Consider the following 23,832-nt stretch of genomic DNA (forward strand, 5'->3'; position numbering starts at 1 on the left):
TTTATTTAACTTTTTGTAATCTATTTCAATAATTTCAATAGCACTTCTGCTAAGGCATCTGCCGTTGTTGTAATCGTTGGTGGGCGTTTGTATATATCATCGCGAACCTTTTCAACCATAATTAATAAAATAACACTATTTAAAATTAGTGAAATTGCATCTGCTTCTTGCGTAGAACTTTGATTTGGTAACATTTCTTTCACTTTTTCATTAACACGCTCATATAAATATTCTACAATCGACGGATCAATAAATTCCATATCTTTACTACCCATTTCACGAACAGAAATCACCATAAAATCACGATACTTTTCATAAATATCCGAGATAAATTGACTTGCTTGACGTAAAAATACTTTTTCACTTTCAAAATCTTTATCAAAAAATTGATTAATTTCTGCTTTCATACTCTCAAATTGGACTTCAAGTGTCATATGGATTAAGTTATCTTTATTCTTAAATTTTTTAAAAATAGTGGCTTCATTTATTCCAGCTGCTTCTGCTAGTTGCCTAGTTGTAGAGCCTTTAATGCCATGTTTGGCCATCATACAAAGCGTTGCATCCATGATGGTTTCATTTGTAATCATTCATATACCTCCGTTCAACTAAGTAAGCACTTGCTTATATTAAGTATAACAAAGACAAACCTTTTTGACAATTTAATTACAATTTGTATTACTATTACATGAAATCAAAGAAGTGTGCCATAATAAGCATAGAATATTCATTTAGAAGAAATGGAAGTGATTTATCATGCATAAAACTAGAAAAGAACGTATTCTTGAAGCCTTAAAAGATGAAAAGAAAAATAAAAAAAGCAAACAACTAAAAACTGGGGCAACAATCGCTGGTGTTACTGCAATCGCAACCTCTATCACTGTCCCTGGAATTGAAGTAATGGTTCATGCTGATGAAACAGCTCCTGCAGATACAGCATCCAATAATGCCAATGATCAAAAAGAAACAGAAACTACAGCAGAGGCAGAAATCCCTAAAATAGAAACAAATACACAGCCTAATTCTGAAACTACAACAGCTGCTAAGAAAGAAGAAACTGCTACTATTAGCAATCCTGATAATGTGACTAGTTCCTCTACCCCAGCAAATTATAGTTCAGTGCAAAAAACAGTTTTACGTTCTGGAGCAAGTGTGCAACAATTCATTCAATCTATTCAAGCGTCTTCTTCACAAATTGCCGCAAGTAACGATTTGTATGCCTCTGTAATGATTGCACAAGCTATTTTAGAAAGCGCCTATGGAACAAGTGAATTAGGTTCGGCGCCAAATTACAATTTATTTGGTATAAAAGGTGCTTATAATGGGCAATCTTATACTAAACAAACGCTAGAAGATGATGGTTCAGGTAATTACTACACGATTACTGCTAAATTCCGAAAATATCCATCCTACCATCAATCCTTAGAAGACTATGCGAGAGTTATTCATAACGGTCCTAGTTGGAACCCAAATTACTATTCTAAAGTATGGAAAAGTAATACAAATTCCTATAAAGATGCAACAAAAGCCTTAACTGGTACTTATGCTACTGATACAGCTTATGCAACTAAACTAAATAACCTTATTAGTACTTATAATCTAACACAATTTGATAAAGGTAGCTCTTCAACAAGCACCTCTAATACATCCAATAGCAACAGCTCAAATAGCGCCACATATACTGTTGTCAAAGGAGACTCACTTTGGAAGATTGCTAGTAAATATAAAGTGACTGTCGCTAATCTTAAATCATGGAATAACCTTAAATCAGACAATATTTATATCGGACAAAAATTAAAAGTTGGAGCTTCTTCCTCTTCAACTAACAAAAATACTTCTAAACCTAGTACCAGCACTAACAAACCTACCACAAGTACAAGTACAAACGCTAAAACTTACACTGTTAGCAAAGGGGATTCACTTTGGAAGATTGCTAGTAAATATAAAGTTTCTGTCGCTAATCTTAAATCATGGAATAACCTTAAATCCGATAATATTAAAATCGGACAAAAATTAAAAGTTGGAGCTTCTTCCTCTTCAACTAACAAAAATACTTCTAAACCTAGTACCAGCACTAACAAACCTACCACAAGTACAAGTACAAACGCTAAAACTTACACTGTTAGCAAAGGGGATTCACTTTGGAAGATTGCTAGTAAATATAAAGTGACTGTCGCTAATCTTAAATCATGGAATAACCTTAAATCCGATAATATTAAAATCGGACAAAAATTAAAAGTAAGCAAATCCAAGACTACTAACACTAGCAAACCTAGTACTAATAAACCAAGTAGTTCCGCAACCAAAACTCACACAGTCAAAAAAGGAGATTCCCTTTGGTCGGTATCAAGACAACATAAAACAACCGTAGATAAAATCAAATCGTGGAATAAATTAACGAGCAATACGATTTATGTTGGGCAGAAGTTAATAATAAAATAAAATTGTTTCACATGAAACAATTTATACCTACAAAAAAAGCCTACTCATTTTAAAATGAGTAGGCTTTTTGTAGGTTTCTAAAAATGATGGAAATTCTCCACAGGCATTACAAACACAGTCGCACCACCAACTTGAACTTCGATTGGATAAGGAACATAGGTATCTACTGTAACTCCGAGAGACGCAGATGGGGTCATCATTTGTTCGCGTGCTTTACAGTTTTCTTTAATAATTGCTAGGGCTTCTTCCACGCGCTCATCTTCTGTGCCGATAATAAATGTTGTATTCCCGGCTTTTAAAAACCCACCAGTAGTAGCTAGTTTTGTCGCACCGAATTTGCCTTTGGTAAGTGCATCAGACAGACGGTTGCTATCTTGGTCTTGAACAATCGCAAATATCAGTTTCATAGAAATCAACCCTTCCTAAAAATCTATCTTTTTTCCATTATATCAAATAAATCACATTTTAAAGAACAATATGCACCAAGGGATACACGTGCACCTCACACCAGATGTTAGTTTAATTTGCTTAAAATATCTGTTAAAATCACATCTGTAATTTCTTCAGGAGACTTTGTTGCATCCACACGCATAAAACGATCTGGAAACATCGCAATAATTTTTTCGTAACCTGCCTGCACTTTTTCATGATAAGTAATATCTTCTTTATCTAACCGATTGATTTCACGACCTTTATTCGCAGCGATTCTTGCTAAACCAACCTCAGCGGGGACATCTAAGTAATACGTGCGGTCAGGTATCGTATCTTCAATCGCATACAAATTCACTTGTAAAACTTGTTCCATATCCATGTCACGTCCAGCACCTTGATATGCAAGTGAACTATCCATAAAACGATCACATAGAACTGTTTTTCCTGCTTCTAAAGCTGGCCGAATTGTTTCAACTACATGTTGACGACGAGCTCCAGCAATAAGAAGCACTTCTGTTTTCGGGTCCATTTCCTCATTACCAATTCCTAAAACAATATTTCTTACTTTTTCTGAAATAGGACTGCCACCTGGTTCACGAGTTTTTATAAAATCAATGCCAGATTCTTCCATTTTTTTAGTAAGTAGTGTGCTTACAGTGGTTTTTCCAGAGCCATCAGGACCCTCAAGTGTAATAAAAATTGCTTTCATTTAGTTATTTCCTTTCCCTTTACGTGTCGCTTTCTGTTTGATTATAGCATAAATTAGCGAAAAACACGGATGTAATTCGTTGCTAATTTTTCGCCACCTTGGTAGTGGTGTTTTTGAAGATTAGTTAGTTCTGGAAGATGTTTTTCAGTTAGCCTTTCCCCGCGGATAATCGTTGGAATTCCAGGTGGATAAAGCGAGATAGTTTCAGCTGATATTAAGCCAATCGCATCATCTAATAATACAAAATCAGTTGGGTGATCATGCATTTTTTCATAGGCCAATGCTAGTTTTGACGTACCAGGCTCCCCTTCTTCATAAGGAAGTGTTGCTACAGCTTTTCTTTCTGGAGAATAAATTCGATTAATTGGTGTGAAATCCATTCCTTTTTTTATTAACGGCAAAATAAGTAATAGTTGTTTTTCGTCTGCAAGTTCTGGAAAATACGAGTTTGCTTCAAAAATTTCTTGAAGTTCATAGCCTGTATAGCCTGGTTTTCGGACGATTATTTTCAGTGGATCATCTGGTAAAATAAGCTCAAATTTATTTTTAGTCAGCCATTTCAACCATTTTGCCCGCATTTTCCAAAACGCCTCTATATCCGCATCTGAATAGGTTGCTACATACTTTCTAGCAGCATCAAGCGAAGCCATAATAAGGTATGACGGGCTACTTGACTGAAATACTTGCAAATAGTAATCTAGTTTGTCAAAAATCGGTAAATCATGCACAATATGCAAATAGGATCCCATCGTTAGTGCTGGCAATGTTTTATGTGCTGATTGAACCACAATATCCGCACCAAGATCTACCGCACTTTTTGGGAATTCAGAACTAGTTAAAAAATGGGCCCCATGCGCTTCGTCAACAAAAACTATCACACCAAATTGATGAGCAATTTGAATACATTTTTGCAAATTAAAAGTTGTTCCATAGTAACTTGGATAGGTGAAAATACATAATTTCACTTCCGGATGATTATGTAAGGCTTCCGTTACTAGCTCTGGTGTCACCCCATTCGAAGTGCCAATTTCCTGATGTAGTTGCGGTGTTAAAAAAATCGGTTCTCCTCCCGCCAGCTCAATTCCATGCAAAATCGACTTATGCGAATCACGCGGTATTAAAACCTTCTCCCCGCGTCGTAAAGTAGTCATAATAACGGCTAAACTTCCTCCGCTCGTACCATTTACAAGAAAACGGCTTTTTTTCACCCCATAACATTCAGCAAGTAACAGTTCTGCTTCTAAAATCACTTCTTCTGCGTGATGCAAATCATCCATTCCAGTGATTTCTGTCACATCCCATTTTAAACATTTCTGCCATACTTCTGGGGAGATAGCTCCTCCTTTGTGACCGGGTACGTGAAGGGATATTGGGCAAGACTGGGCATGCGCATCTAGCTGTTCTACTAAAGGCATTTTAGATTGGTTTTGCATGGCGAACGCTCCTTTTTAAATTCTCTCTATTATTGTACCATTTTGCCCGATTTATAACACTTTCTTGCAATTTTAAAGCGTTTTCATTTTAGAAGCGGTATAATAAAATTAACAACCACGTTTTGACTTTCTAGTAAAGGGAAATTGAGGTAATAAGAATATTTTAAAGGAGGTTTTTTGTCAGATGAAAAAAATTCTTAACGGTACAGATCAAGTAGTGGAGCAAATGGTAGAAGGTTTAGTTAAATCGCATACAGATATTGTTCACCGTGTGGAAGGCACTCGAGTCATCGCAAGAAATGATAAACGTAAAGGAAAAGTCGGCCTTGTAAGTGGTGGTGGCTCTGGACACGAACCGGCTCATGCTGGTTACGTTGGGCGCGGAATGCTATCTGCAGCAGTGTGCGGTGATGTGTTCACTTCTCCAACTCCTGATCAAATTTATGAAGGTATAAAAGCTGCTGATCAAGGTGCTGGTGTGCTTTTAATCGTAAAAAACTATACTGGTGATGTAATGAACTTCGAAATGGCCGCTGATTTAGCAGATGCTGATAATATTAAAGTAGCGCAAATTGTTGTGGATGATGATATTGCCGTGGAAGATAGTACATTTACTACCGGTCGCCGCGGAGTTGCTGGAACCGTTCTAGTGCATAAAATTATTGGTGCCGCAGCAGAAGCAGGTGCCTCTCTTGATGAACTAAAAGCACTCGGCGAAAAAGTGATTTCTTCTATCAAAACGCTTGGTGTTGCTCTATCTCCATGTACAGTTCCTGAAGTTGGACATCCCGGATTTGAGCTTGCTGGTGACGAAATAGAATTAGGAATTGGTATCCACGGAGAACCTGGTTTTACTCGAGAAAAAATTATGCCTTCCGCAAGTCTAGCAAAACAACTTTATGAACGAATTGCACGTGAAGGAAAATTCATCTCAGGTGATAAGGTTGTTGTGCTAGTTAATGGAATGGGCGCAACTCCATTAATGGAACAATATGTCTTCGCAAACGATGTCCATGAACTTTTGAAAAATGCTGGTATTAGTGTTGAAAAAACATTAGTCGGTGATTATATGACTTCCCTAGAAATGGCTGGACTATCTTTAACCATTTTGAAATTAGAAGATGAAAAATGGGTAGATATGCTAAAACTTCCTGTTGAAACTATTGCTTGGTAAAAAGATTTGGAGGAATGAAAATGACTTATGATAAGGATTGGGCGCTTCGTTGGTTAAATGATTTTGGGGAACGTGTGCAAGAAAATAAACAGTTACTAAGCGATCTTGACCAAGCGATTGGCGACGGAGATCATGGCATAAATATGGCACGTGGCCTAAGTGAACTCAAAAAAGCTTTTGCTGATAAAGAACCTAGTGATTTAAAAGATGTTTTTAAAACGGCTGGAATGACAATGGTTAGTAAAGTAGGTGGCGCATCAGGACCGCTTTATGGCACGGCATTTTTGAATATGAGTAAAGTGGTTGATTCCGATACAATTGATTCAGTTGGCTTAACGAAAGTCATTGAAGCTGGGTTAGAAGGTATTGAAAAACGAGGAAAATCGCATGCTGGTGAGAAAACGATGATTGATGTGTGGGAACCAGTTGTTCATGCACTTCATCAAGAAGATTTAACAGATGATGTAGTCGAAGCGGCGTTACAAAAAACCAAAGATTTAAAAGCAACTAAAGGACGAGCTAGCTACCTCGGCGAACGTTCAATTGGTCATTTAGATCCTGGCGCTTACTCTTCAGCTCTACTATTTCACGCAATGCTTCAAACGGAGGTGCACTGACTTATGAGCAAACCTTATGGCGTTGTAATTATTTCTCACTCTAAAGATGTTGCAAAAGGCGTACATGATATTATAAAAGAAATTGCGCCAGATGTTTCAATCACCTATGCTGGCGGAACGGAAGACGGACGAATTGGCACAAGTTTTGATGCGGTGAATGATGCTATCGAACAAAATAAAGCTGATAAAGTCTATACATTCTATGACCTTGGAAGTGCCAAAATGAACATAGAAACCGTTGAAGAGATTAGTGATAAAGAAATTATTCTTTTTAATGCGCCAATTCTTGAAGGTGCCTATGCAACTGCTGCCCAAATTCAAATGGATGAAAAATCAGAAGTAATCGCAGCAAATCTAAAAACGATTGAAGTTAAATAAAGGGATTGTGATTTATTTTTAATCAATAATCTGCATAACAAAGCAGCACCTATCTAGCTAATAAACCTGTTAGATAGATGCTGCTAATTAATGATGAAAATTTTAATATTTCCTAATGTTGAACCACACTCACTTTTAAATGATACAATAAAGAAAAAAAGGAGTTATCATATGACGATTGATGCAATTATTTTAGATATTGATGGTACACTTTTGAGTGATAATAAAGAAATTACTGCAGCTACAAAAAAAGCGCTTATTAGGACACAAGAAAATGGAATTAAGCTAATCCTCGCATCTGGAAGACCTACAACGGCAATGCAACAGTATGCAGAACAGTTAGAAATGGATAAATATCACGGTTTGATTGTTTCATATAACGGTGCCAAAGTAATAGATTGCCAAACCAATGAGGAACTATTCAGCCAAGCATTAACTGTTTCTGAAGGTAAAGCAGTGCTAGAGCATATCAAACAATTCGACGTAAAAGCAATGATTGATAAAGCTGACTATATGTATGTAAATAATGTTTTTAATTGCTTTGTTCCCTATCGTGGTGAAGAAATTAATATTATCGAATATGAATCTCGAAGTGGAAATTTCAAACTGTGTGAGAAAGATGACTTGGCCGCTTTCTTAGATTACCCAATAAGTAAAATATTGACGGCAGGAGATCCAGCATATTTACAAGAAAATTATCAAGCAATGATGGCCCCTTTCAAAGATACTTTAAATTGTGTTTTTACAGCAGATTTTTATTTTGAATTCACTGCACAAGGTATTGACAAGGCAAAGGCACTTCATACAGTTTTAGAACCAATGGGAATTAGTGCAGCGAACTTAATCGCATTTGGGGATGGCCATAACGATATAACAATGGTTCACTATGCTGGGAAAGGCGTTGCCATGCAAAATGCTGTTCCTGAATTGAAAGAAGCAGCAGATATGGTTACTTTGTCCAATAATGAAGATGGAATTGCCGATTTACTTAATAGCTTGGTTTTAAGTGAATAAAACGAAAAAAGAAATTCTTGCTGATGCTAAATCTTCAAGAATTTCTTTTTTATAGTTATTTGACAGTTTGCTTTTCTGTTCAGACTTTTGCAAATCCTTTTCCTATCTATAGAATACTTTGTGTAGTTTCTGTGCTTCCTAGTTGGTTTTTATATAAATTATATTTGACAAATAATAACTCCGCAACTAAATACAAGCTAGCAGTAGACTCAAAGCTATGTGTGCTCTTATTATCAAAATGAATACTAGTGTTTTTTATATAAATATTTTCTTTACTTAAGGTTGCCAACGTACTATTTTTTAATTTAGAAATTGAAATAACTGATACGTTCATCAATTTCAATTGTTTAGCAACTGAGACAACGTTTTTAGATTCCCCGTCAAGTGAAATCAAAATTACCAAGTCATCTGCTTTAACAATATTAAAAAACTCCTTATTCAATGTGATTGCATCAAAATCATAAAAACAATCTCCACTATGCAGGAAAAGGCGTTTCAACTGGCGAGCGACTGCCATTTGATAATCACCTGATCCAAAAATAAATACTCGCTTTGCTTGATAGATAAGACGGCAAATCGGTAAAAAATCTTTTTTGCTGATTTCTTCAATTGTCCTTATGTATCCTTCTGCAATAAGTTCCACGGAGTCATTCTCCATTTTTGTCCCTGTTTCAAGATCAAGTTTGATATGCACTTTTAACTCACTATAGCCATCAAAAGAAATTTTTTTGGCAAAACGAAGGATGGTTGTTCGTGAAACATTGCATTCTGAAGCCAATTCATTAATGCTCATAGAACTACATTTCTCCTTATTATCACGAATATATTGCCAGATATGAAGATCATTGTAGTTAAGTTTATCATAAAATGAGTTGACTAATTCTTCTAGTTTCATTTTTGCAATCCCTCTTCTCAGATAATTGGTAACATTTTCCTTCATTATTGTAGCACTAACAAACAGCTAGCTCAAGGTTCCTTTTTAGCAGGCTGTGAAATATCCCACTTTTTGTGAAATGTCCCAAATTGTGAAATCACGAGATAAATCTCTTCTACGTATTGTAAAGCGCTTTCACTCCATCTATACTTAAGTTTATTAAGACGTCTTATAAAAAAAAAAAGGGAGGTTTTACCTATATGATGAAAAAAGTGCAACGTTTCGGTGGGGCCATGCTCACGCCAGTACTTCTATTTTCCTTTGCCGGAGTTGTTGTTGGGTTCGCTATTTTATTCATGAATCAAGATATCATGGGCGACCTTGCTAGTCCAGATAGTCTATGGTACCAAATTTGGAACGTTATCGCAGAAGGTGCTTGGACTGTATTCCGGCAAATGCCTCTTCTCTTTGTTATCGGTTTGCCAATTGGACTTGCAAAAAAAGAAAGTGGGCGAGCTTGTTTAGAGGCTCTCGTTACCTACATAACCTTCAACTATTTTCTTTCTGCCATCTTAACAACCTGGGGAAGTTTCTTCGGAGTTGATATGACACAAGATATTGGTGGTACGAGTGGGCTTGCACAGATTGCGAGTATTAAAACGATTGATACTGGGATGTTTGGTGCATTAATTATCTCTGGAATAGTTGTCTATCTTCACAATCGCTATTTCGATACAGAACTACCTGAAGTACTAGGTGTTTTCCGAGGAACTTCATTTGTTGTAATCCTTGGTTTTATTGTTATGTTACCTATCGCTTTCTTATTTGCTTTTATTTGGCCACATTTCCAATCATTTATGCTTGGCCTACAAAGTTTCTTCATTTCATCAGGGAATATTGGCGTTTGGATTTACTCTTTCCTACAAGAAATCCTGATTCCAACTGGACTACATCACTTTATTTATGCACCATTTGCTTATGACAATGCAGTAGTTCCTGGGGGAATGGCTGCTTACTGGGCGACTCATCTGGGAGATTTCCAAACTTCTTCTCAATCACTGAAAGAAATGTATCCGGCTGGTGGATTTGCTTTGTCAGGTATGTCAAAAGTGTTTGGTTCAATAGGTATCGTTTTTGCTTTTTACAAAACAGCACGTCCAGAAAAAAGAAAAGCTGTCCTTGGTTTGATGATTCCTGTTGCTGCTACAGCTGTTTTTGCGGGTATTACTGAACCACTAGAATTCACCTTTCTTTTTGTTGCGCCGGTACTGTTTATCGTTCATGCTGTGCTAGCCGCAACTACTGCAACAGTCGCCTATGCATTTGGCGTCGTTGGAGACTTCGGTGGTGGTTTAATTAACTGGTTTGCTGTCAATTGGCTACCGCTTTGGAAATACCACTGGACAACCTATATAACACAAATTATTATCGGATTAATTTTCGCTTTTCTTTGGTACATTATCTTTGTTTTCATTATTAAAAAAATGGATTTAAAAACTCCTGGTCGTGAACCTGAGGATAGCGAAGTAAAATTCTACACCAAAGCAGACTATAAAGAGAAAAAAGAAAAAGGTACTAAAAAGGAAAGTCCTAACTTGAAAAAAGCTGGTCTGTTTTTAGGAGCACTAGGAGGCTCTGAAAATATCACTGATGTTACTAACTGTGCAACACGTCTACGCCTTACGTTGAAAGACCCTAACCTTATGGGACCAGATGCTCAGTTTTTACAAGCTGGTGCTCATGGAGTCGTTCGAAATGGTCAAGCAATTCAAATTATCGTGGGATTATCTGTCCCATCTGTTCGCTCAGAATTTGAAAATTTATTAAAAGAAGAGGATGAAGAATCATGAAAAAAAGTTCTATATTAATAGCTGGTGGAGGAAGTACTTATACAGCCGGAATCGTGGTCATGTTACTAGAAGCAAAAGAAACATTCCCAGTCCGACAAATTAAATTCTATGACAATGACAAAGAAAGACAGAAAAAAGTCGCTGAGGCCTGCGAAATTATTATTCGCGAACGCGCGCCAGAAGTTGCTTTTTCCTACACTACTGATCCAGAAGAAGCTTTTACTGATGTTGATTTTGTAATGGCGCAACTTCGTGTTGGTAAATACGCTTTACGTGAACAAGATGAAAAAATTCCTTTTAAACACGGTGTAGTTGGGCAAGAAACTTGTGGCCCTGGTGGAATTGCTTACGGACTTCGTTCTATCGGACCAATTATTGAACTTATTGATTATATGGAGCGCTATTCGCCAGATGCTTGGTTATTAAATTATTCTAACCCAGCAGCAATTGTTGCTGAAGGTACACGACGACTGCGTCCAAATTCAAAAGTTATCAACATTTGTGACATGCCAATTTGCTTAGAAGATATTATGGCTCGAGCAATTGGACTAAAAAATCGAAAAGAAATGGAAGTTCGCTATTTTGGACTTAATCATTTTGGCTGGTGGACAAGCATTCAAGATCATTCCGGTAATGACTTAATGCCACAAATCAAAGCACATGTAGCAAAACAAGGTTACACAGAAAACACTCCTGCTGGACAGCATAAAGAAGAGAGCTGGCTTGAGGCAATGCGAGCAGGTGAGCAATTACTAGAAATTGAGCCTGCCTTCCTCTCTAACACGTATTTGAAATACTACTTGATGGCAGATGAAACTGTTGCTCATGCAAATAAATCCTACACACGTGCCAATGAGATTATTGATGGTCGTGAAAAAGAAGTCTTTAGTGAATGTGCACGTATTGTAAAACAAAACACCGCTAAAGATACTACATTCCATTCCAATGAGCATGCTAATTTTATTGTTGATTTGGCAAGAGCGCTCACATTTAATACAAAAGAACGGATGCTACTAATTACAGAAAATAACGGCTCAATTGAAAACTTTGCTGCGGATGCAATGGTGGAAGTCCCATGTATTGTAGGAAAAAATGGCTTTGAACCACTCACAATGGGTAAAATCCCTACTTTCCAAAAAGGGCTAATGGAACAGCAAGTTGCTTCTGAAAAATTAGCTGTAGAAGGTTGGATTGAAGGTTCTTACCAAAAAGTTTGGCAATCCATCACGTTAAATAAAACCGTTCCTAGCGCTAAAGTAGCCAAAGAAATTCTCGATGATTTAATTGAAGTAAATAAACCATATTGGCCTGAATTAAAATAAGTTCAAATTTCAGAGCGAGTTGGTTACAAAACCAGCTCGCTTATCCTTGGAGGAAGATAAAAATGAGAAGCGCTTTTTTAACACTGTTTAGCTCTATTAAGAGAAATAACATCTCTGCTAGAGTTTTACAATTTACTGAAATACTTTTTTTTGTAGCTCCGATTCTTTTCTTATCGTATTTGTTACTAATTTCCTGGCAAACACATTTAGATATGCTCGAACCAATTAAACAAAACCCTGTCTATACGCTTTATTTTATTATGTTTCTTAGCTTCTTTTTTTGCGGATTTGTTATCCACTTTATTCGAAAGGATAGCCACATAAATAAAGAAAATCCGCTTTTGAAACTGGAACTTCTCCTATTGACAGGATCACAGTTGCTTGTTCTAAATCTTTTTGGCACAGCGCTCTTGGTCTGGTATATACAACGCGAATACGGGCAAAATATCTTTAAGATAACCTTGAGAAAACAATCAGTAAAATTTAAAAGTTGGTCGTTTATTATCACATGCTACATTCTAGTAGTGTCGCTACTCATTTTTGTTCTTCGTTTAATACTAAAAATAAATTAGAAAGGTCTGTGTGCAATGTTATTTAATTTCAAGAAAAAAAAGAAAACAGTATTATCACTTTCTGCACCTATTGATGGTACCTGTGTCGCTTTATCAGAAGTACCAGATGAAGTATTCTCAAGCAAAATGATGGGAGACGGGGTAGCTATTCAGCCCACTAGCAATAAATTATTTGCTCCAACAGATGGTAAGATAACTTTTATTGCTGAAACAAAACATGCGATTGGCTTCGTAACAACTGATGGCTATGAATTATTGATTCATGTTGGATTAGATACAGTGGAACTAAATGGAGAAGGATTTTCACTGGATGTTATTCCGGAACAAGAAGTCACAGCGGGCACACAATTGCTCTCTTTTGATTCTGCATTTTTAGAAAATTCCCAGTTAAACTTGATGACACCGATTATTCTACTGGAGAATAAAAACCTTGCCCTCACACCACTAGCAATTGGTGCGAAAGTGGTTGCTAATCAAACTGCAATCATCAGCTGTACGCAAATTTAAACAGGAGGTATCCCCGTGGAAGATGCCAAGAAAAGACGCAGATTTACGCTACTTTATTTATGCATGTATATGGCTTTTTCTTTTTCAATGACCCAGTTCACTCCGTTTCTTTCCAAAATTGGCTATGATGAAATGGAACGGGGGATCCTATTATCTTCTTATGCAATCACAACCATTTTGTTACAAATTGCCATTGGTTTTTTTGCTGATAAGTTTCAAACTATCAAGAAATTCATGTTTTTATTCATTATTATTTTTCTAGTTACCACATGCGTTTTTTACCTTACAGATACGCCGCTTTTAGGCATACACTTAACATTAATTGCCTTTAGCGGAGGCTTAATCAATACCTGTACGGGACTTACTGATACATGGGTATTAAAAAGTAGTTATTCTGTTCAGATGAGTTTTCCATATATCAAAGCTTTTGGATCCATTGGATGGGCAATTGGTAGTGTGCTCTTATCATTTTTATTATCCACAAATGGCTATTTTGGTCTTAGTATTGGAATTTTCTTGTTATCACTTTTGACACTTTTCTTTATTTTTCGTTTGAGCGATATCGAAAAAGAACCGTCATTAAATCATAAGAAACTTCAAGCAGCTGACTTCAAAGCACTCATTGCAGATAAAAATTATGATTTACTTATTTTAATATTATTTTTACTTTATAGCGTAATTATTGCCAACAATATCACTGTAATTGATAAAATGTTAACTCTTGGCGCTTCAGATATTCAAATTGGTTATAAGTGGTCAGTCCAATCCATTTTTGAGATTCCAGCTTACTTCTTCGGACAGAAAATCATGAAGCATTTCAGCAACTACACACTATTGCGTATAACCGCAATCACGCTGACTACGCAATTTGTCTTGTTTACTTTAGCGAGTAATGTGTGGGCAATTATCCTTATTAGTTGTCTTCAATTTTTAACGACTCCGATTTTGATGATTGCTTCAAAGCAGTTAATTTTGCAAAATTTTTCTGCAAAACTCCAATCGACTGCCCAATTATTTGCACTCAGTATTTTCACAGGTGTTTCTTCTCTCATCATTCCTGTGATTGCCGGTACACTAACAAAATATACTTCTGTTAATATGAGTTTACTACTCCTTTCAATTCTTCCAGTCATCGCTTTTTTATTATTACGTATTTATGAAAAGAAACAACGTGCAGAAAAGTTAGCCATCTGTTAAAAAGCTAATTCTCACTAGTTATTCCATTAAAAAACTTTTCTTACCAGATTTATTTCTGGAACTGACCTACGAATGTGGGACAAAATAAAAAGCACCTCCTGTTAAATTCATTTTACTCGAATTCAACAGGAGGTGCTTTTTAAATACTTTCCTATAATCTAGATACTAATTTTCTTTAAAATAATAAATTGAATTGGTTTAGTCATTTTATGTAGCTTGACTTAGACACAATCCATTAGTGTTCCCTGAGACTTAATTATATAACGTTTGATAATCCTCTAGTAATAACCAAGGTGTGGATTTTCTGTTAAGCACTCTATTAGAATTTCGCACTTTCAAAATCGAAGACACTGTGGAAACAGAACATTTTGCTAACTTTGCTAGTACATAAATTTTTAACCATCTTGGAAATTCAGGGTTTGTATGATAATTGAGCTGATATTTATCAATAAGCATTTTTAAAACCATATCCACTCGTTCTTTTGCATTACCTGCGCTTAATTGTATTTCCCACTCTAAATCTTTCTCTAAATCCTCTGCTATTTGCAAAAAGAAATTAGACAATAGTTTTTGATCTTCCAATTTAGCAAAAACCTCATGCACCGGAACCAAGCTATAGGTTGTATCTTCCAACCCATATATAGTAAGACTTCCTTGTGTAGTGTAGATAATTTCTTGCTCCCCAACAATTCGACAGCCATTATATTGACTTGTCATTCTTTCTTGTATTACCAAGCCACTCTCGATGATAAGCATTTGGCTTGAGTCCAAGATAAATTGATGCCTTTTCTTTAGTTCTTTTTTTATAGGATGGAAATTTTTTGTAATCCACGAATAAATTAGTAAATCTTGTTTAACAAATTGATGAAATTCCATAAAATCCATCTTAATATCACTTCTTCCTTTTTTCTTTAACAACTTTTAGAAAAGCATTATCTGCACTTAAAAAAAGATAGGGTATGTCGTTGTTACCCATACCCTACCTTTTTCTTCGTTCTACTATTTAATTATTGATGTCTTTTTCTTCTTCTTGTTGTTGCCCATAAAAGCACGCCAAGTCCTAGTAACGCAACACCAGCCCAAACTGTCCATAGGTTTGTTTGGTCACCAGTTTTTGGTAGTGGTTTTGCTTCTAGATATGTTGCTTTGTGGGAGTTTTGATCATTATTATTAATATTAATATTTGGATTGTCTGAACTTGCATCTTTCGCTTCTACACGAATGGTTGCTGTAACAGAAAGTAGTTCTTTACCAGCATCTGCTGTTCCTTCATTTGGATCATAAGTGTAAACAACTTTGTATGTCCCTACTTTATCTGTATTAACTGTACCGCTTGTTGTTACTTTAGAGAATGGAATAGCTTCTCCATCTCTATTTATTGCATTAATGAAGTTGTCTTTCGCACTCCATTTATCACCTTTTTGAATAACGCTGTCTTTAACAGTGATTTGTGCTTTGTTTTCTAGTACAGTCACATGTACAACTGTTTTTACACCGTCATAACTATAGCTGATTTCATAAGTTCCAGCAGTATTTGGATCTACTTTTCCAGTGACAGTTACATCTGCAAAGGCTACTTTATCACCTTTTTTGTTCACTGCACTATCGAAGTTATCTTTCGCACTCCATTTGTCACCTGCATAAATGGTACTATCATGTGCTTTCACGGTAGTTTGTCTTGGTTCTACAGTGACATTGATTGTTGTTGAAACGCCATCATAGCTATAAGTCACTTGATATACACCTGGCGTATTCACATCCACTTTGGAAGCACCTGTTACTTTAATATCTTTGAAATCAACTTTATTGCCAGCTTTATCTGTTGCACTATCAAAGTTGTCTTCTGCACTCCATTTATCACCTGCATAAATGACCGAATCATGAGCTATAACTGCTGTTGATGGGTCTTTTACAGTGACATTGATTGTTGTTGAAACGCCATCATAAGTGTAAGTTACTGGGTAAACGCCTGCTTTATCGGTATCTACAGTGCCACTCACATCTACATCAGCAAATGTTACTGTGTTGCCGTCCTTATCTAGTACGCTATCGAAGTTGTCCTCTGCACTCCAGCTATCATTAATATAAATAGCAGAGTCATGTGCATTAACAGCTGTTTGGATATCTTTTACTGTTACCGTGATCGTTTTAGATACTTTGCCATAAGTGTAAGTTACTTCATAAGCACCGGCTTTATTATTATCTACGGTTGGTTTTTCTGTAACAGTAACGTCATCAAATGTTACTGCATTACCATCTTTATCAAAAGCACTATCGAAATTATCTTTTGCTGTCCATGCATCTCCCACATAAATAGAAGAGTCATGCGCGCTGATACCTTCTTTGTTTTCTTTGACAGTAACGGTAACGACTGTAGATACTCCGTCATGTGTGTAAGTGACGTCGTATGTTCCAGCTTTAGTAGTATCAACTGTTCCTGAAACTGTGATATCTGCAAAGTCTATCGGGTTTCCATCTTTGTCTAAAGCACTATCAAAGTTGTCTTCTGCTGTCCATGTGTCCCCAGTATATATTGTTGAATCATGGGCATTGATGGCACTTTGTTTATCCTTGACTGTTACGTTAATTGTTTTAGAAACGCCATTATAAGAGTAAGTTACTGGGTATGTTCCGGCAACATTTGTGTCAACCGTTCCTGAAACTGTGACATCTGCAAATGTTACTGTTTCACCAGCTTTATTTAGCGCACTGTCAAAGTTGTCTTCTGCTGTCCATGTATCACCTACATAAATAGTAGAATCATGGGCATTAACTGCAGTTAAGTCAGCTGCAACAGTTACTTGAATGGTTACTTCGGTAGTTTTGCCATCTTTAGTTAACGTATATGTTAGTGGATATGTTCCGCCTGTATTTGGACCATTTTTAATAGCATCTAATTGTGTTTGATTTACTTCCACTAAACTTGTACGGTCTTCAGCGCTAGAGTTTACACCACTTTTCACTTCTTCAAACGCTGCAGTCTTACCTAGATCCATCGATTGTGTGTCTGTTAATGCAACGGAATCTTTGTAAGTCATATTGAAATCAGTAGCACCCATTGTATAACCATCTTTTTGTGTAACTGTTCCACCTGGTGCTGTTACATATACTGGTGCTGTGGAACTTTGTGTTGTTCCGAAAATGTCTTGAAGTGCAATTGTTAAATCAGTTGCCGCAATGGTTTTATCGCCAGCAGAAACGCCGACAACCGCTGCAGAACCATCACTTTGTGTTTGTACTGTAGCTACACTTGAATCAGCAACTGTCCATTTATATCCATCTGTGCTTGCTTGGATATTGTTGAAGAATTCTGGTTCGATTGTGTCTTCTGCCGCTTGTCCGCTTGTAGAAGCAACTTTTGGCAAGGTGATTTCTAAACTATTTCCTGCTTGTACTAATTTTTCATTTAAATTCACTTTTAAATCTTGATCTGGTGTGTAGTCATAGTATCCAGCATTGATATATTGGGATTCTGGGATAGTGGAATCAATTCCTTTAACCCAACCTTTATCAGCTCCACTAGCTACTACATCACTATCAATAGAACCATCGTTACCTTTACCATTTGGTGAATATTGATAACCTGCTTTGTCTGGGAATTTCACCGCATAAGTTCCATAACCAACGCCATCATTGTAATCAAATTTATATGAACCATTGGCATCCGTTTTGGTTGTCACATTGGCACCATTATATGTTGCTGGCTCATAACTAGAAGTAGCTTCATTCCATTTGTAAAGCTCTACAGTTTCGCCTGCAAGTGCTGTATCGCCTTGTGCACCTTCATAAATTCCATTAGCATCTTTATCATTAAATAATGTTCCTGATACTTCACCAATAACAAGTTCCGCACCTACTTTTGTTCCTGATAGAGAACCAGAGAAAGTATTGGTAACTACACGGTAGTAAGGGTTATAAACGTCCCGTTCACCGATTTTATTATCAGATGTAGCTGAGTCAAATGTTTCATCTACATTTAGTGGTACTTCGAATGTTTGTGTTTCGCCTGCATTAATTTGCGTTTTCACTTTGATGCGAACCATATTTACTTTACTGAAATCGGACACTGTATCCGTGTAAAGTCCTGCTGATTCATAGTCGTCCGCTGTTGCTGCCGTTGCATAACCAACTTCAAATTGTGCTTGTTGATCTGTAGTTAATGGTAATGCTCCACTCAATTTCATATCCCAATTGAAAGCTGCATCTTGCAATTGTGGTCCAAAATTCTGACCTGTTTTTGGAATTGGAATATAAAGTTCAAAAGTATTAGCTGCACTGCTGGCTGTATTTGTAATTTGAACCGTGTAATCTGCATCCGTTCCAGGAGTGAAGTAAGAAACTGTGCTGTCTTCTCCTTCTACATACGGATCTTTAGCCCCTTCTCCAGCTAGACTTAAGAATGTTTGAACTACTACAGTATCTTGTTTGGAAATATTTAGTGGACTAGCTTGAACAGAAAGTAATTTCTCATCTGTTACACCATTTTGGTTGATGTCTATACCCATATCATCGAAGCTGTTATAAGATACTGCAGAAGCAACATCTGGTCCGCCCCAAGCAATGACATCTTTTGCATCCATACTAATTGTGCTATCTATTGTAAGATCAAAGACTGTATCATAACTTAGATTTAAATATTGTTTTTTCGTTGGGTAGCCAACATATGCACCCACAGTTGCATTGGTTGTTTTCAATACATATACTTTGTTACCATTACTTGCTGTTTCTTGTTTGACAGTGAAATCAACATTATTTCCATCTTGGTCAGTAAGTTTAATCGTGGAAGGTTTAATCGTTGTACCGTCTATTTCTTGTAAATATACATCTGGGTTATTGAGTACAGTTGCTGTTCCAAATGGATAATCATTTAAGGATAATGTTGCTTTAGTACTTACAGTATCCCCAGCTTTTGCTGTTTGGATAGCTGTACCGTCTGTATTATAGAAAGTAGCTGTCCCATCTGCAGCAGAAGTAGTTGTATCAGGAACACTGTACGTGGATACGCCAGTGGATTTCGTTGTATCCTGATGACCAGTAGCCCAAACAGATCCTGTAAATTTAACTGAAGTAATACCTGGTTTAGCCTTACCATAAGAAGTTGTGGAGTTCCAGCGATAAATAGCAGAACCTTCTGAGCTAACATAACCTGGTGAGAAAGCACCTACGTTTGCTCTTACTGCTGTGAAATACTCGCCATCCTTAAGTCCTGCTGCCTGTGCATCTAATCTATAGGATTGGTTGTTGTTTTTAGTAAGTGCTCCTGTGTACGGTCTATAGTCGCTATCTAAATTAGTTTTATACAAGACACCAGTTATTTCATTATCTGGCATGGTGCTATCAAATGGTAGATTTACCATATAAGCTTCCCAATTTGGATCAAATTCAATTTGATACATTTGATCCGTTTTTACACCGGCAATTTGTTTATTATCAATTCTAATACTACCAGCCCATGTTTCATTATCTGGGTTGAGACTTCCGTCATTGGCAACTAAATTCATTTTGTTTTCGCCAGGGTCTACTACTACACAGTTGTCTAAATCTGCTACTGTAGTTAGATCCGATGCATCTCTTGTTAATGCATCTGACTCAAATACTTCCCCATCATAAGTGGTAATTACGGCATGTGGAGCTTTAGCAGCCGTATAAGTTCCAGCTGGCGTTCCTTCTGGTACTTTATATTTCACGGAGTATACTGCATCATTTACCCCATTATAATTCAGTTGATCAAATTCAATCACTACTTTATTTTCTTCAGGATAGTTCGTAATGGTTTTGTTAGCATTGCTTGGGGATAAATTACCATTACTATCAGCAACGCCGACAAATTCCATACCTGCTGGATAATAAAGTGTTGTTGTTACATGTTTTGCCATGAAAACACGCGCACCACGAGCATCTTGTTGGTTCAAGGCATTAACTACAGAATAAGGTTTTGTATAATTATAGGATTCATATGAACCAGAACTTGCGGTTACTTCTTTTAGCCATTTCGAATCATACCAATTACGGAACATCGTTTTTACGTGGTCTTGATTCGCATAACCAACTACTTTATTTCCTTCTGCATGAATCGATTGTTCAGCTGAAGAAACTGGTGTAGTATCTCCGTTTACGAAAGCATCTGCTTTAATTGGTGTTTTCAAATCTGTTGCACCATAGTATTTTGCTGCATCTAAACGAACAGAGAATGTAAAACTTGCTTTTTCTGTTCCTTTATCTAGGTCATAGCTAACTGTACCAAAAGTTGCTTTATTATAAGTTGTTTCAAGGTCAGGTACTGTAGCAGAAGTAATTGCTACACTTAGTGGATCGCTTGCACCTAAATAACTCAAAATGCTTGAATCTACATTAGAAGTAGCTTGATAATTACTTGGTACTGGAACGGTGACAAAACGCATTCCATCAGGTAGAGTGAAATTCACTTTTTTTCCTGTAGAAGTACTATCTCCAAACTCCACTGTTGCTGTTACTTCTTTAATATCACCATTAGCCCAAGCTGTTTGGTCATAATCTGGGATACTTAGACTAACATTTGCCTCACCAGCTGCAAGTTGAGTTGCTGGTTCTGCTTTCACTGTTTCTTTTACAGGAGCAGCTTGTGTTTTTGGTTCTGTTGTTTTACTTGTATCATCAGAAACAATTCCAGTTACATCATATGAAGCTGTATATGTTTTAGTTTCTGCTTTTTCTGTACTTGTATTTTTATAGGTAACTAAAAAGTCTGTGTTACCATTTTTTTCAGCTTTATAGTTTGCTTCTTCACCTTCTGTTTTCTTACCATCTGGTGTTTCGATAGTTAGAATTTCCACCTGTTCATTTGCAGGTGTTACTTTAAGACTCAAATCAGCAGACTTTTTATCGCTTGAGAGTTCAGACTTAACTTCATAAGAAAGTTCTTCGTTACTATTTTCTTTAGCAAACGCGCTAATTGTTGCCAAGTTGAATTGACCTAATACTAGGAAAATTGCCATTAGCGACACTAAATAACGATGTATCGGTTTTTTTCTCTTCATAAATACGCTCCTTCAAAATTATTAGATTTGTTTAGCATGAAATATATATTTAGTTGCATCTGCTTACCAGCCCTTGGTAATCCTCTTCAAATTTAGTTATTCCCCCCACAAAAAAGATTAGCTTGCCCTTGAAAACGCATCTATCGTTTACCAGAAATACCCTAATGTATATCTAGTTCAATGGACAGTATAACACTTACATTTAATAAGCCAGTGTGTGTTTTTTACAAAAAAACGGCTAAATTGTTTCCATATTGTGTCTTGTCCATAAATGCTTCTTATAAAGCGGATTTACCAAGGTCTTCCAACATTTTTTAAGCATAATTCGCTAAATAAATTAAAAAAAGTCCCTCCATTTTGGGCTTTTCAATGAATAGTATAGCACTTACATTTAATAAGTAATTGTGTAATTTTTACAAAAAAAAACCATATTGTTTCCATATTGTGTCTTGTCCATAAATGCTTCTTAATAAAGCAGATTTACCAAAGCCTGCCAACATTTTTAAAGCAAAATTTGCTAAACAAATAAAAAAGCCCTCTATCTTGGGCTTTTCAAAGGAAAAATATAAATACGTTTTTTGAGTGTTCTTTACTGTTGTTGCCTCGCTTCTAGCCGTGCATTCAGTTCATAAAGAGCTGTTTTATTACTATCCCACTCCAATAAATCGAGAGCGTCCTCGTATGAGAGCCATTGGAATTCCATATGCTCTGGAGATATTTTTATATTATGACTAAATTTTGTTAAATTGGTTGCAAAACAATATTCGGGGATGACATAGGGTGTATTAAATCCGCAATAGATACCCGGAATATATGCCAGAGAATCTAGCGGAAGCATCGTAAAATCCAGTTGTAGATTTAATTCTTCTCTACTTTCTCTGATAGCTGTTTCTATAGGAATTTCTTCGTCTTCCCCGCCACCTGCGATAAATTGCCAAACATTCATATCTGTTCTTAAAAAGACACCAAATAAATACTCCTGTTTTCTTTGAACCCATGGAATGACTAACACTTGAAATGGTTGCCTCATAATTCCTCCTATATTTTTCACTAAATTATTAAAACCCACTAAATCTCCCCTTCATTATACAGAAATCTATCATTTTCTGGTATGCTTAAATTAATAAACTAAGTAGGAGGTAATTTAAATGACACTTTCTTTCTCTGATACGTACAGACTGAACAACGGAATTGAAATGCCTAAACACGGTTTTGGAGTTTATAAACTAACCGATGAAAAACGGATGCGCACTGCTCTTGAAACAGCGGCGGAGGTTGGGTATCGTTTATTTGATACCGCATCTTTTTACCACAACGAAAAACAATTGGGGGATTTTTTTCAATCAAGCGGCTTAAACCGAAATGATTTTTTTGTCACTACGAAAATGTGGAACAACGAGCAGGGTTATGATGAGACGCTTCGTGCTTTTGAGCAGTCGCAGAAAAAATTACAATTAGATCAAGTTGATTTATATTTAGTCCACTGGCCAAAACAGGATACTTTTTTCGAGACATGGCGTGCAGTTGAAAAATTATATGATGAAGGGCTTGTTCGCGCAATTGGCGTAAGTAATTTTGAAGCGCATCACTTAGATCGTCTTCGCAAAAACGCAAATGTGCTTCCTGTTATAGACCAAGTTGAAACCCATCCATACTTTCCAAATCACTTGCTACACCGCTATTTAGAGGAACTTCATATTGTGCATCAAGCATGGAGCCCGCTTGGTCGAGGTAGTGTTTTAAAAGAACCTACTTTAATTAATTTAGGACAAAAACATGGAAAAACACCTGCTCAAATCGTGCTTCGTTGGCATTTGCAAAATGATATTTCAATTATTCCTAAATCAGAAACTCCTGCAAGAATAAAAGAAAATGCCGCTATTTATGATTTTGCATTAGATGATAAAGATATGCATCAATTGGATCGTTTAAACACTGGTGAACGCGTAAGCCATGCGCCAGATGTAATGTACATTCGCTCGGAAGTATAGCTACTCTTAACTTCAAATAAAAAAATCTACTATCCCAAATGGTTTAGTAGATTTTTTATATTTATTTCTTCATTTGTCTTTTCCGAGCTTCTTTGAAAAGATAAAAATAGCGAGCTTCCGCCTTTTTTTCCTCATATTCTAAATTTGGGTCGTATTCGAAGCTTTTACGCAATAGCACTTTTTGTTTATGCCAGTTTTCTTGTGTAACTTCAATTAACTCCATTAGATAAGCATCATAGGTTTTGTGTAACTTTCCAATTTTCTTTTCTTTTTTTCGGCCAAACTTATTACTTCTAGACTCCATTTT

General features: G+C 36.4%; 19 protein-coding genes. 10 read left to right on the forward strand and 9 right to left on the reverse strand.

Going from position 1 to position 23,832, the window contains the following annotated elements:
• Positions 1–20 precede the first annotated feature (20 nt).
• Positions 21–587, reverse strand: coding sequence for a TetR/AcrR family transcriptional regulator (locus HCJ45_RS04910; RefSeq protein WP_185381349.1), 567 nt, complete (start codon positions 585–587; stop codon positions 21–23).
• 166 nt (positions 588–753) lie between these two features.
• Here HCJ45_RS04910 and HCJ45_RS04915 point away from each other — a divergent pair, with 166 nt between their 5' ends.
• The gene (locus HCJ45_RS04915; protein WP_187124216.1) at positions 754–2,439 is read left to right on the forward strand and encodes a 1,4-beta-N-acetylmuramoylhydrolase; all 1,686 of its coding nucleotides are present in this window, start codon (positions 754–756) and stop codon (positions 2,437–2,439) included.
• Positions 2,440–2,516: 77 nt separating this feature from the next.
• Here HCJ45_RS04915 and HCJ45_RS04920 read toward each other — a convergent pair whose 3' ends face one another.
• The 3 genes from HCJ45_RS04920 to HCJ45_RS04930 form a co-directional block, all read right to left on the reverse strand.
• Positions 2,517–2,846 carry a cyclic-di-AMP receptor gene (locus HCJ45_RS04920; RefSeq protein ID WP_185347696.1) on the reverse strand — a complete coding sequence of 110 codons (330 nt, stop codon included), beginning with the start codon at positions 2,844–2,846 and terminating at the stop codon, positions 2,517–2,519.
• A gap of 107 nt (positions 2,847–2,953) precedes the next feature.
• On the reverse strand, positions 2,954–3,580 hold the full coding sequence (tmk, locus tag HCJ45_RS04925) for a dTMP kinase (RefSeq protein ID WP_185347698.1): 627 nt from the start codon (positions 3,578–3,580) through the stop codon (positions 2,954–2,956).
• Positions 3,581–3,633: 53 nt separating this feature from the next.
• Entirely contained in the window at positions 3,634–5,013 is a 1,380-nt protein-coding gene (locus HCJ45_RS04930; protein WP_185380363.1) for an aminotransferase class I/II-fold pyridoxal phosphate-dependent enzyme, read from the reverse strand.
• 184 nt (positions 5,014–5,197) lie between these two features.
• Between HCJ45_RS04930 and dhaK the strand changes: the two genes are divergently transcribed.
• From dhaK to HCJ45_RS04950, 4 genes are all read left to right on the forward strand, one after another.
• On the forward strand, positions 5,198–6,187 hold the full coding sequence (gene dhaK / locus HCJ45_RS04935; RefSeq protein ID WP_185347702.1) for a dihydroxyacetone kinase subunit DhaK: 990 nt from the start codon (positions 5,198–5,200) through the stop codon (positions 6,185–6,187).
• 20 nt (positions 6,188–6,207) lie between these two features.
• Positions 6,208–6,804 (forward strand): dihydroxyacetone kinase ADP-binding subunit DhaL1, encoded by a 597-nt coding sequence (dhaL1, locus tag HCJ45_RS04940; protein ID WP_185347703.1) that lies wholly within the window; start codon positions 6,208–6,210, stop codon positions 6,802–6,804.
• Between the two features lie 3 nt (positions 6,805–6,807).
• Complete coding sequence (dhaM, locus tag HCJ45_RS04945; protein WP_185380364.1) at positions 6,808–7,182, forward strand: dihydroxyacetone kinase phosphoryl donor subunit DhaM; 375 nt, start codon at positions 6,808–6,810, stop codon at positions 7,180–7,182.
• A gap of 171 nt (positions 7,183–7,353) precedes the next feature.
• The gene (locus HCJ45_RS04950; protein WP_185347707.1) at positions 7,354–8,196 is read left to right on the forward strand and encodes a Cof-type HAD-IIB family hydrolase; all 843 of its coding nucleotides are present in this window, start codon (positions 7,354–7,356) and stop codon (positions 8,194–8,196) included.
• 106 nt (positions 8,197–8,302) lie between these two features.
• Here HCJ45_RS04950 and HCJ45_RS04955 read toward each other — a convergent pair whose 3' ends face one another.
• The gene (locus HCJ45_RS04955) at positions 8,303–9,091 is read right to left on the reverse strand and encodes a MurR/RpiR family transcriptional regulator (RefSeq protein ID WP_185347709.1); all 789 of its coding nucleotides are present in this window, start codon (positions 9,089–9,091) and stop codon (positions 8,303–8,305) included.
• A gap of 239 nt (positions 9,092–9,330) precedes the next feature.
• Between HCJ45_RS04955 and HCJ45_RS04960 the strand changes: the two genes are divergently transcribed.
• From HCJ45_RS04960 to HCJ45_RS04975, 4 genes are all read left to right on the forward strand, one after another.
• Positions 9,331–10,920, forward strand: a complete 1,590-nt coding sequence (locus tag HCJ45_RS04960) for an alpha-glucoside-specific PTS transporter subunit IIBC (protein ID WP_185347711.1) — start codon at positions 9,331–9,333, stop codon at positions 10,918–10,920.
• Positions 10,917–12,242, forward strand: a complete 1,326-nt coding sequence (locus tag HCJ45_RS04965; protein ID WP_185380365.1) for a 6-phospho-alpha-glucosidase — start codon at positions 10,917–10,919, stop codon at positions 12,240–12,242. The genes HCJ45_RS04960 and HCJ45_RS04965 overlap by 4 nt, the downstream gene beginning before the upstream one ends.
• A 587-nt stretch (positions 12,243–12,829) precedes the next feature.
• On the forward strand, positions 12,830–13,321 hold the full coding sequence (locus tag HCJ45_RS04970) for a PTS sugar transporter subunit IIA (RefSeq protein ID WP_185347715.1): 492 nt from the start codon (positions 12,830–12,832) through the stop codon (positions 13,319–13,321).
• 15 nt (positions 13,322–13,336) lie between these two features.
• On the forward strand, positions 13,337–14,518 hold the full coding sequence (locus HCJ45_RS04975; protein WP_185347717.1) for an MFS transporter: 1,182 nt from the start codon (positions 13,337–13,339) through the stop codon (positions 14,516–14,518).
• A gap of 252 nt (positions 14,519–14,770) precedes the next feature.
• Here the strand turns inward: HCJ45_RS04975 and HCJ45_RS04980 are convergent, their stop codons facing one another.
• The 3 genes from HCJ45_RS04980 to HCJ45_RS04990 all read right to left on the reverse strand — a co-directional run bounded on the left by HCJ45_RS04980 (position 14,771) and on the right by HCJ45_RS04990 (position 22,564).
• Positions 14,771–15,403, reverse strand: a complete 633-nt coding sequence (locus HCJ45_RS04980) for a cyclic nucleotide-binding domain-containing protein (protein WP_246456478.1) — start codon at positions 15,401–15,403, stop codon at positions 14,771–14,773.
• 122 nt (positions 15,404–15,525) lie between these two features.
• Complete coding sequence (gene lcp / locus HCJ45_RS04985) at positions 15,526–21,534, reverse strand: putative cellulose-binding protein LCP (protein ID WP_187124217.1); 6,009 nt, start codon at positions 21,532–21,534, stop codon at positions 15,526–15,528.
• A gap of 589 nt (positions 21,535–22,123) precedes the next feature.
• Positions 22,124–22,564 (reverse strand): NUDIX hydrolase, encoded by a 441-nt coding sequence (locus HCJ45_RS04990; RefSeq protein ID WP_185380488.1) that lies wholly within the window; start codon positions 22,562–22,564, stop codon positions 22,124–22,126.
• 118 nt (positions 22,565–22,682) lie between these two features.
• Here HCJ45_RS04990 and HCJ45_RS04995 point away from each other — a divergent pair, with 118 nt between their 5' ends.
• A complete protein-coding gene (locus HCJ45_RS04995; protein WP_185347721.1) occupies positions 22,683–23,525 on the forward strand; it encodes an aldo/keto reductase in 843 nt (280 codons plus the stop codon).
• 61 nt (positions 23,526–23,586) lie between these two features.
• Here HCJ45_RS04995 and HCJ45_RS05000 read toward each other — a convergent pair whose 3' ends face one another.
• A complete protein-coding gene (locus tag HCJ45_RS05000) occupies positions 23,587–23,829 on the reverse strand; it encodes a YaaL family protein (RefSeq protein ID WP_185347722.1) in 243 nt (80 codons plus the stop codon).
• Positions 23,830–23,832 lie beyond the last annotated feature (3 nt).

Origin of the sequence: Listeria immobilis, assembly GCF_014322845.1 — a bacterium.
GTDB classification, from domain to species: Bacteria; Bacillota; Bacilli; order Lactobacillales; family Listeriaceae; genus Listeria; species Listeria immobilis.

Excerpts from the sequence above, each read along its gene's own strand:
- HCJ45_RS04980 (WP_246456478.1), bottom strand. The coding sequence starts at position 15,403 with ATGGATTTTATGGAATTTCATCAATTTGTTAAACAAGATTTACTAATT.
- dhaK (WP_185347702.1), top strand. The coding sequence starts at position 5,198 with ATGAAAAAAATTCTTAACGGTACAGATCAAGTAGTGGAGCAAATGGTA.
- HCJ45_RS04930 (WP_185380363.1), bottom strand. The coding sequence starts at position 5,013 with ATGCAAAACCAATCTAAAATGCCTTTAGTAGAACAGCTAGATGCGCAT.
- HCJ45_RS05000 (WP_185347722.1), bottom strand. The coding sequence starts at position 23,829 with ATGGAGTCTAGAAGTAATAAGTTTGGCCGAAAAAAAGAAAAGAAAATT.
- HCJ45_RS04910 (WP_185381349.1), bottom strand. The coding sequence starts at position 587 with ATGATTACAAATGAAACCATCATGGATGCAACGCTTTGTATGATGGCC.
- HCJ45_RS04970 (WP_185347715.1), top strand. The coding sequence starts at position 12,830 with ATGTTATTTAATTTCAAGAAAAAAAAGAAAACAGTATTATCACTTTCT.
- HCJ45_RS04960 (WP_185347711.1), top strand. The coding sequence starts at position 9,331 with ATGATGAAAAAAGTGCAACGTTTCGGTGGGGCCATGCTCACGCCAGTA.
- HCJ45_RS04995 (WP_185347721.1), top strand. The coding sequence starts at position 22,683 with ATGACACTTTCTTTCTCTGATACGTACAGACTGAACAACGGAATTGAA.
- tmk (WP_185347698.1), bottom strand. The coding sequence starts at position 3,580 with ATGAAAGCAATTTTTATTACACTTGAGGGTCCTGATGGCTCTGGAAAA.
- lcp (WP_187124217.1), bottom strand. The coding sequence starts at position 21,534 with ATGAAGAGAAAAAAACCGATACATCGTTATTTAGTGTCGCTAATGGCA.
- dhaM (WP_185380364.1), top strand. The coding sequence starts at position 6,808 with ATGAGCAAACCTTATGGCGTTGTAATTATTTCTCACTCTAAAGATGTT.
- HCJ45_RS04950 (WP_185347707.1), top strand. The coding sequence starts at position 7,354 with ATGACGATTGATGCAATTATTTTAGATATTGATGGTACACTTTTGAGT.
- HCJ45_RS04955 (WP_185347709.1), bottom strand. The coding sequence starts at position 9,091 with ATGAAACTAGAAGAATTAGTCAACTCATTTTATGATAAACTTAACTAC.
- HCJ45_RS04965 (WP_185380365.1), top strand. The coding sequence starts at position 10,917 with ATGAAAAAAAGTTCTATATTAATAGCTGGTGGAGGAAGTACTTATACA.
- HCJ45_RS04920 (WP_185347696.1), bottom strand. The coding sequence starts at position 2,846 with ATGAAACTGATATTTGCGATTGTTCAAGACCAAGATAGCAACCGTCTG.
- dhaL1 (WP_185347703.1), top strand. The coding sequence starts at position 6,208 with ATGACTTATGATAAGGATTGGGCGCTTCGTTGGTTAAATGATTTTGGG.
- HCJ45_RS04915 (WP_187124216.1), top strand. The coding sequence starts at position 754 with ATGCATAAAACTAGAAAAGAACGTATTCTTGAAGCCTTAAAAGATGAA.
- HCJ45_RS04990 (WP_185380488.1), bottom strand. The coding sequence starts at position 22,564 with ATGAGGCAACCATTTCAAGTGTTAGTCATTCCATGGGTTCAAAGAAAA.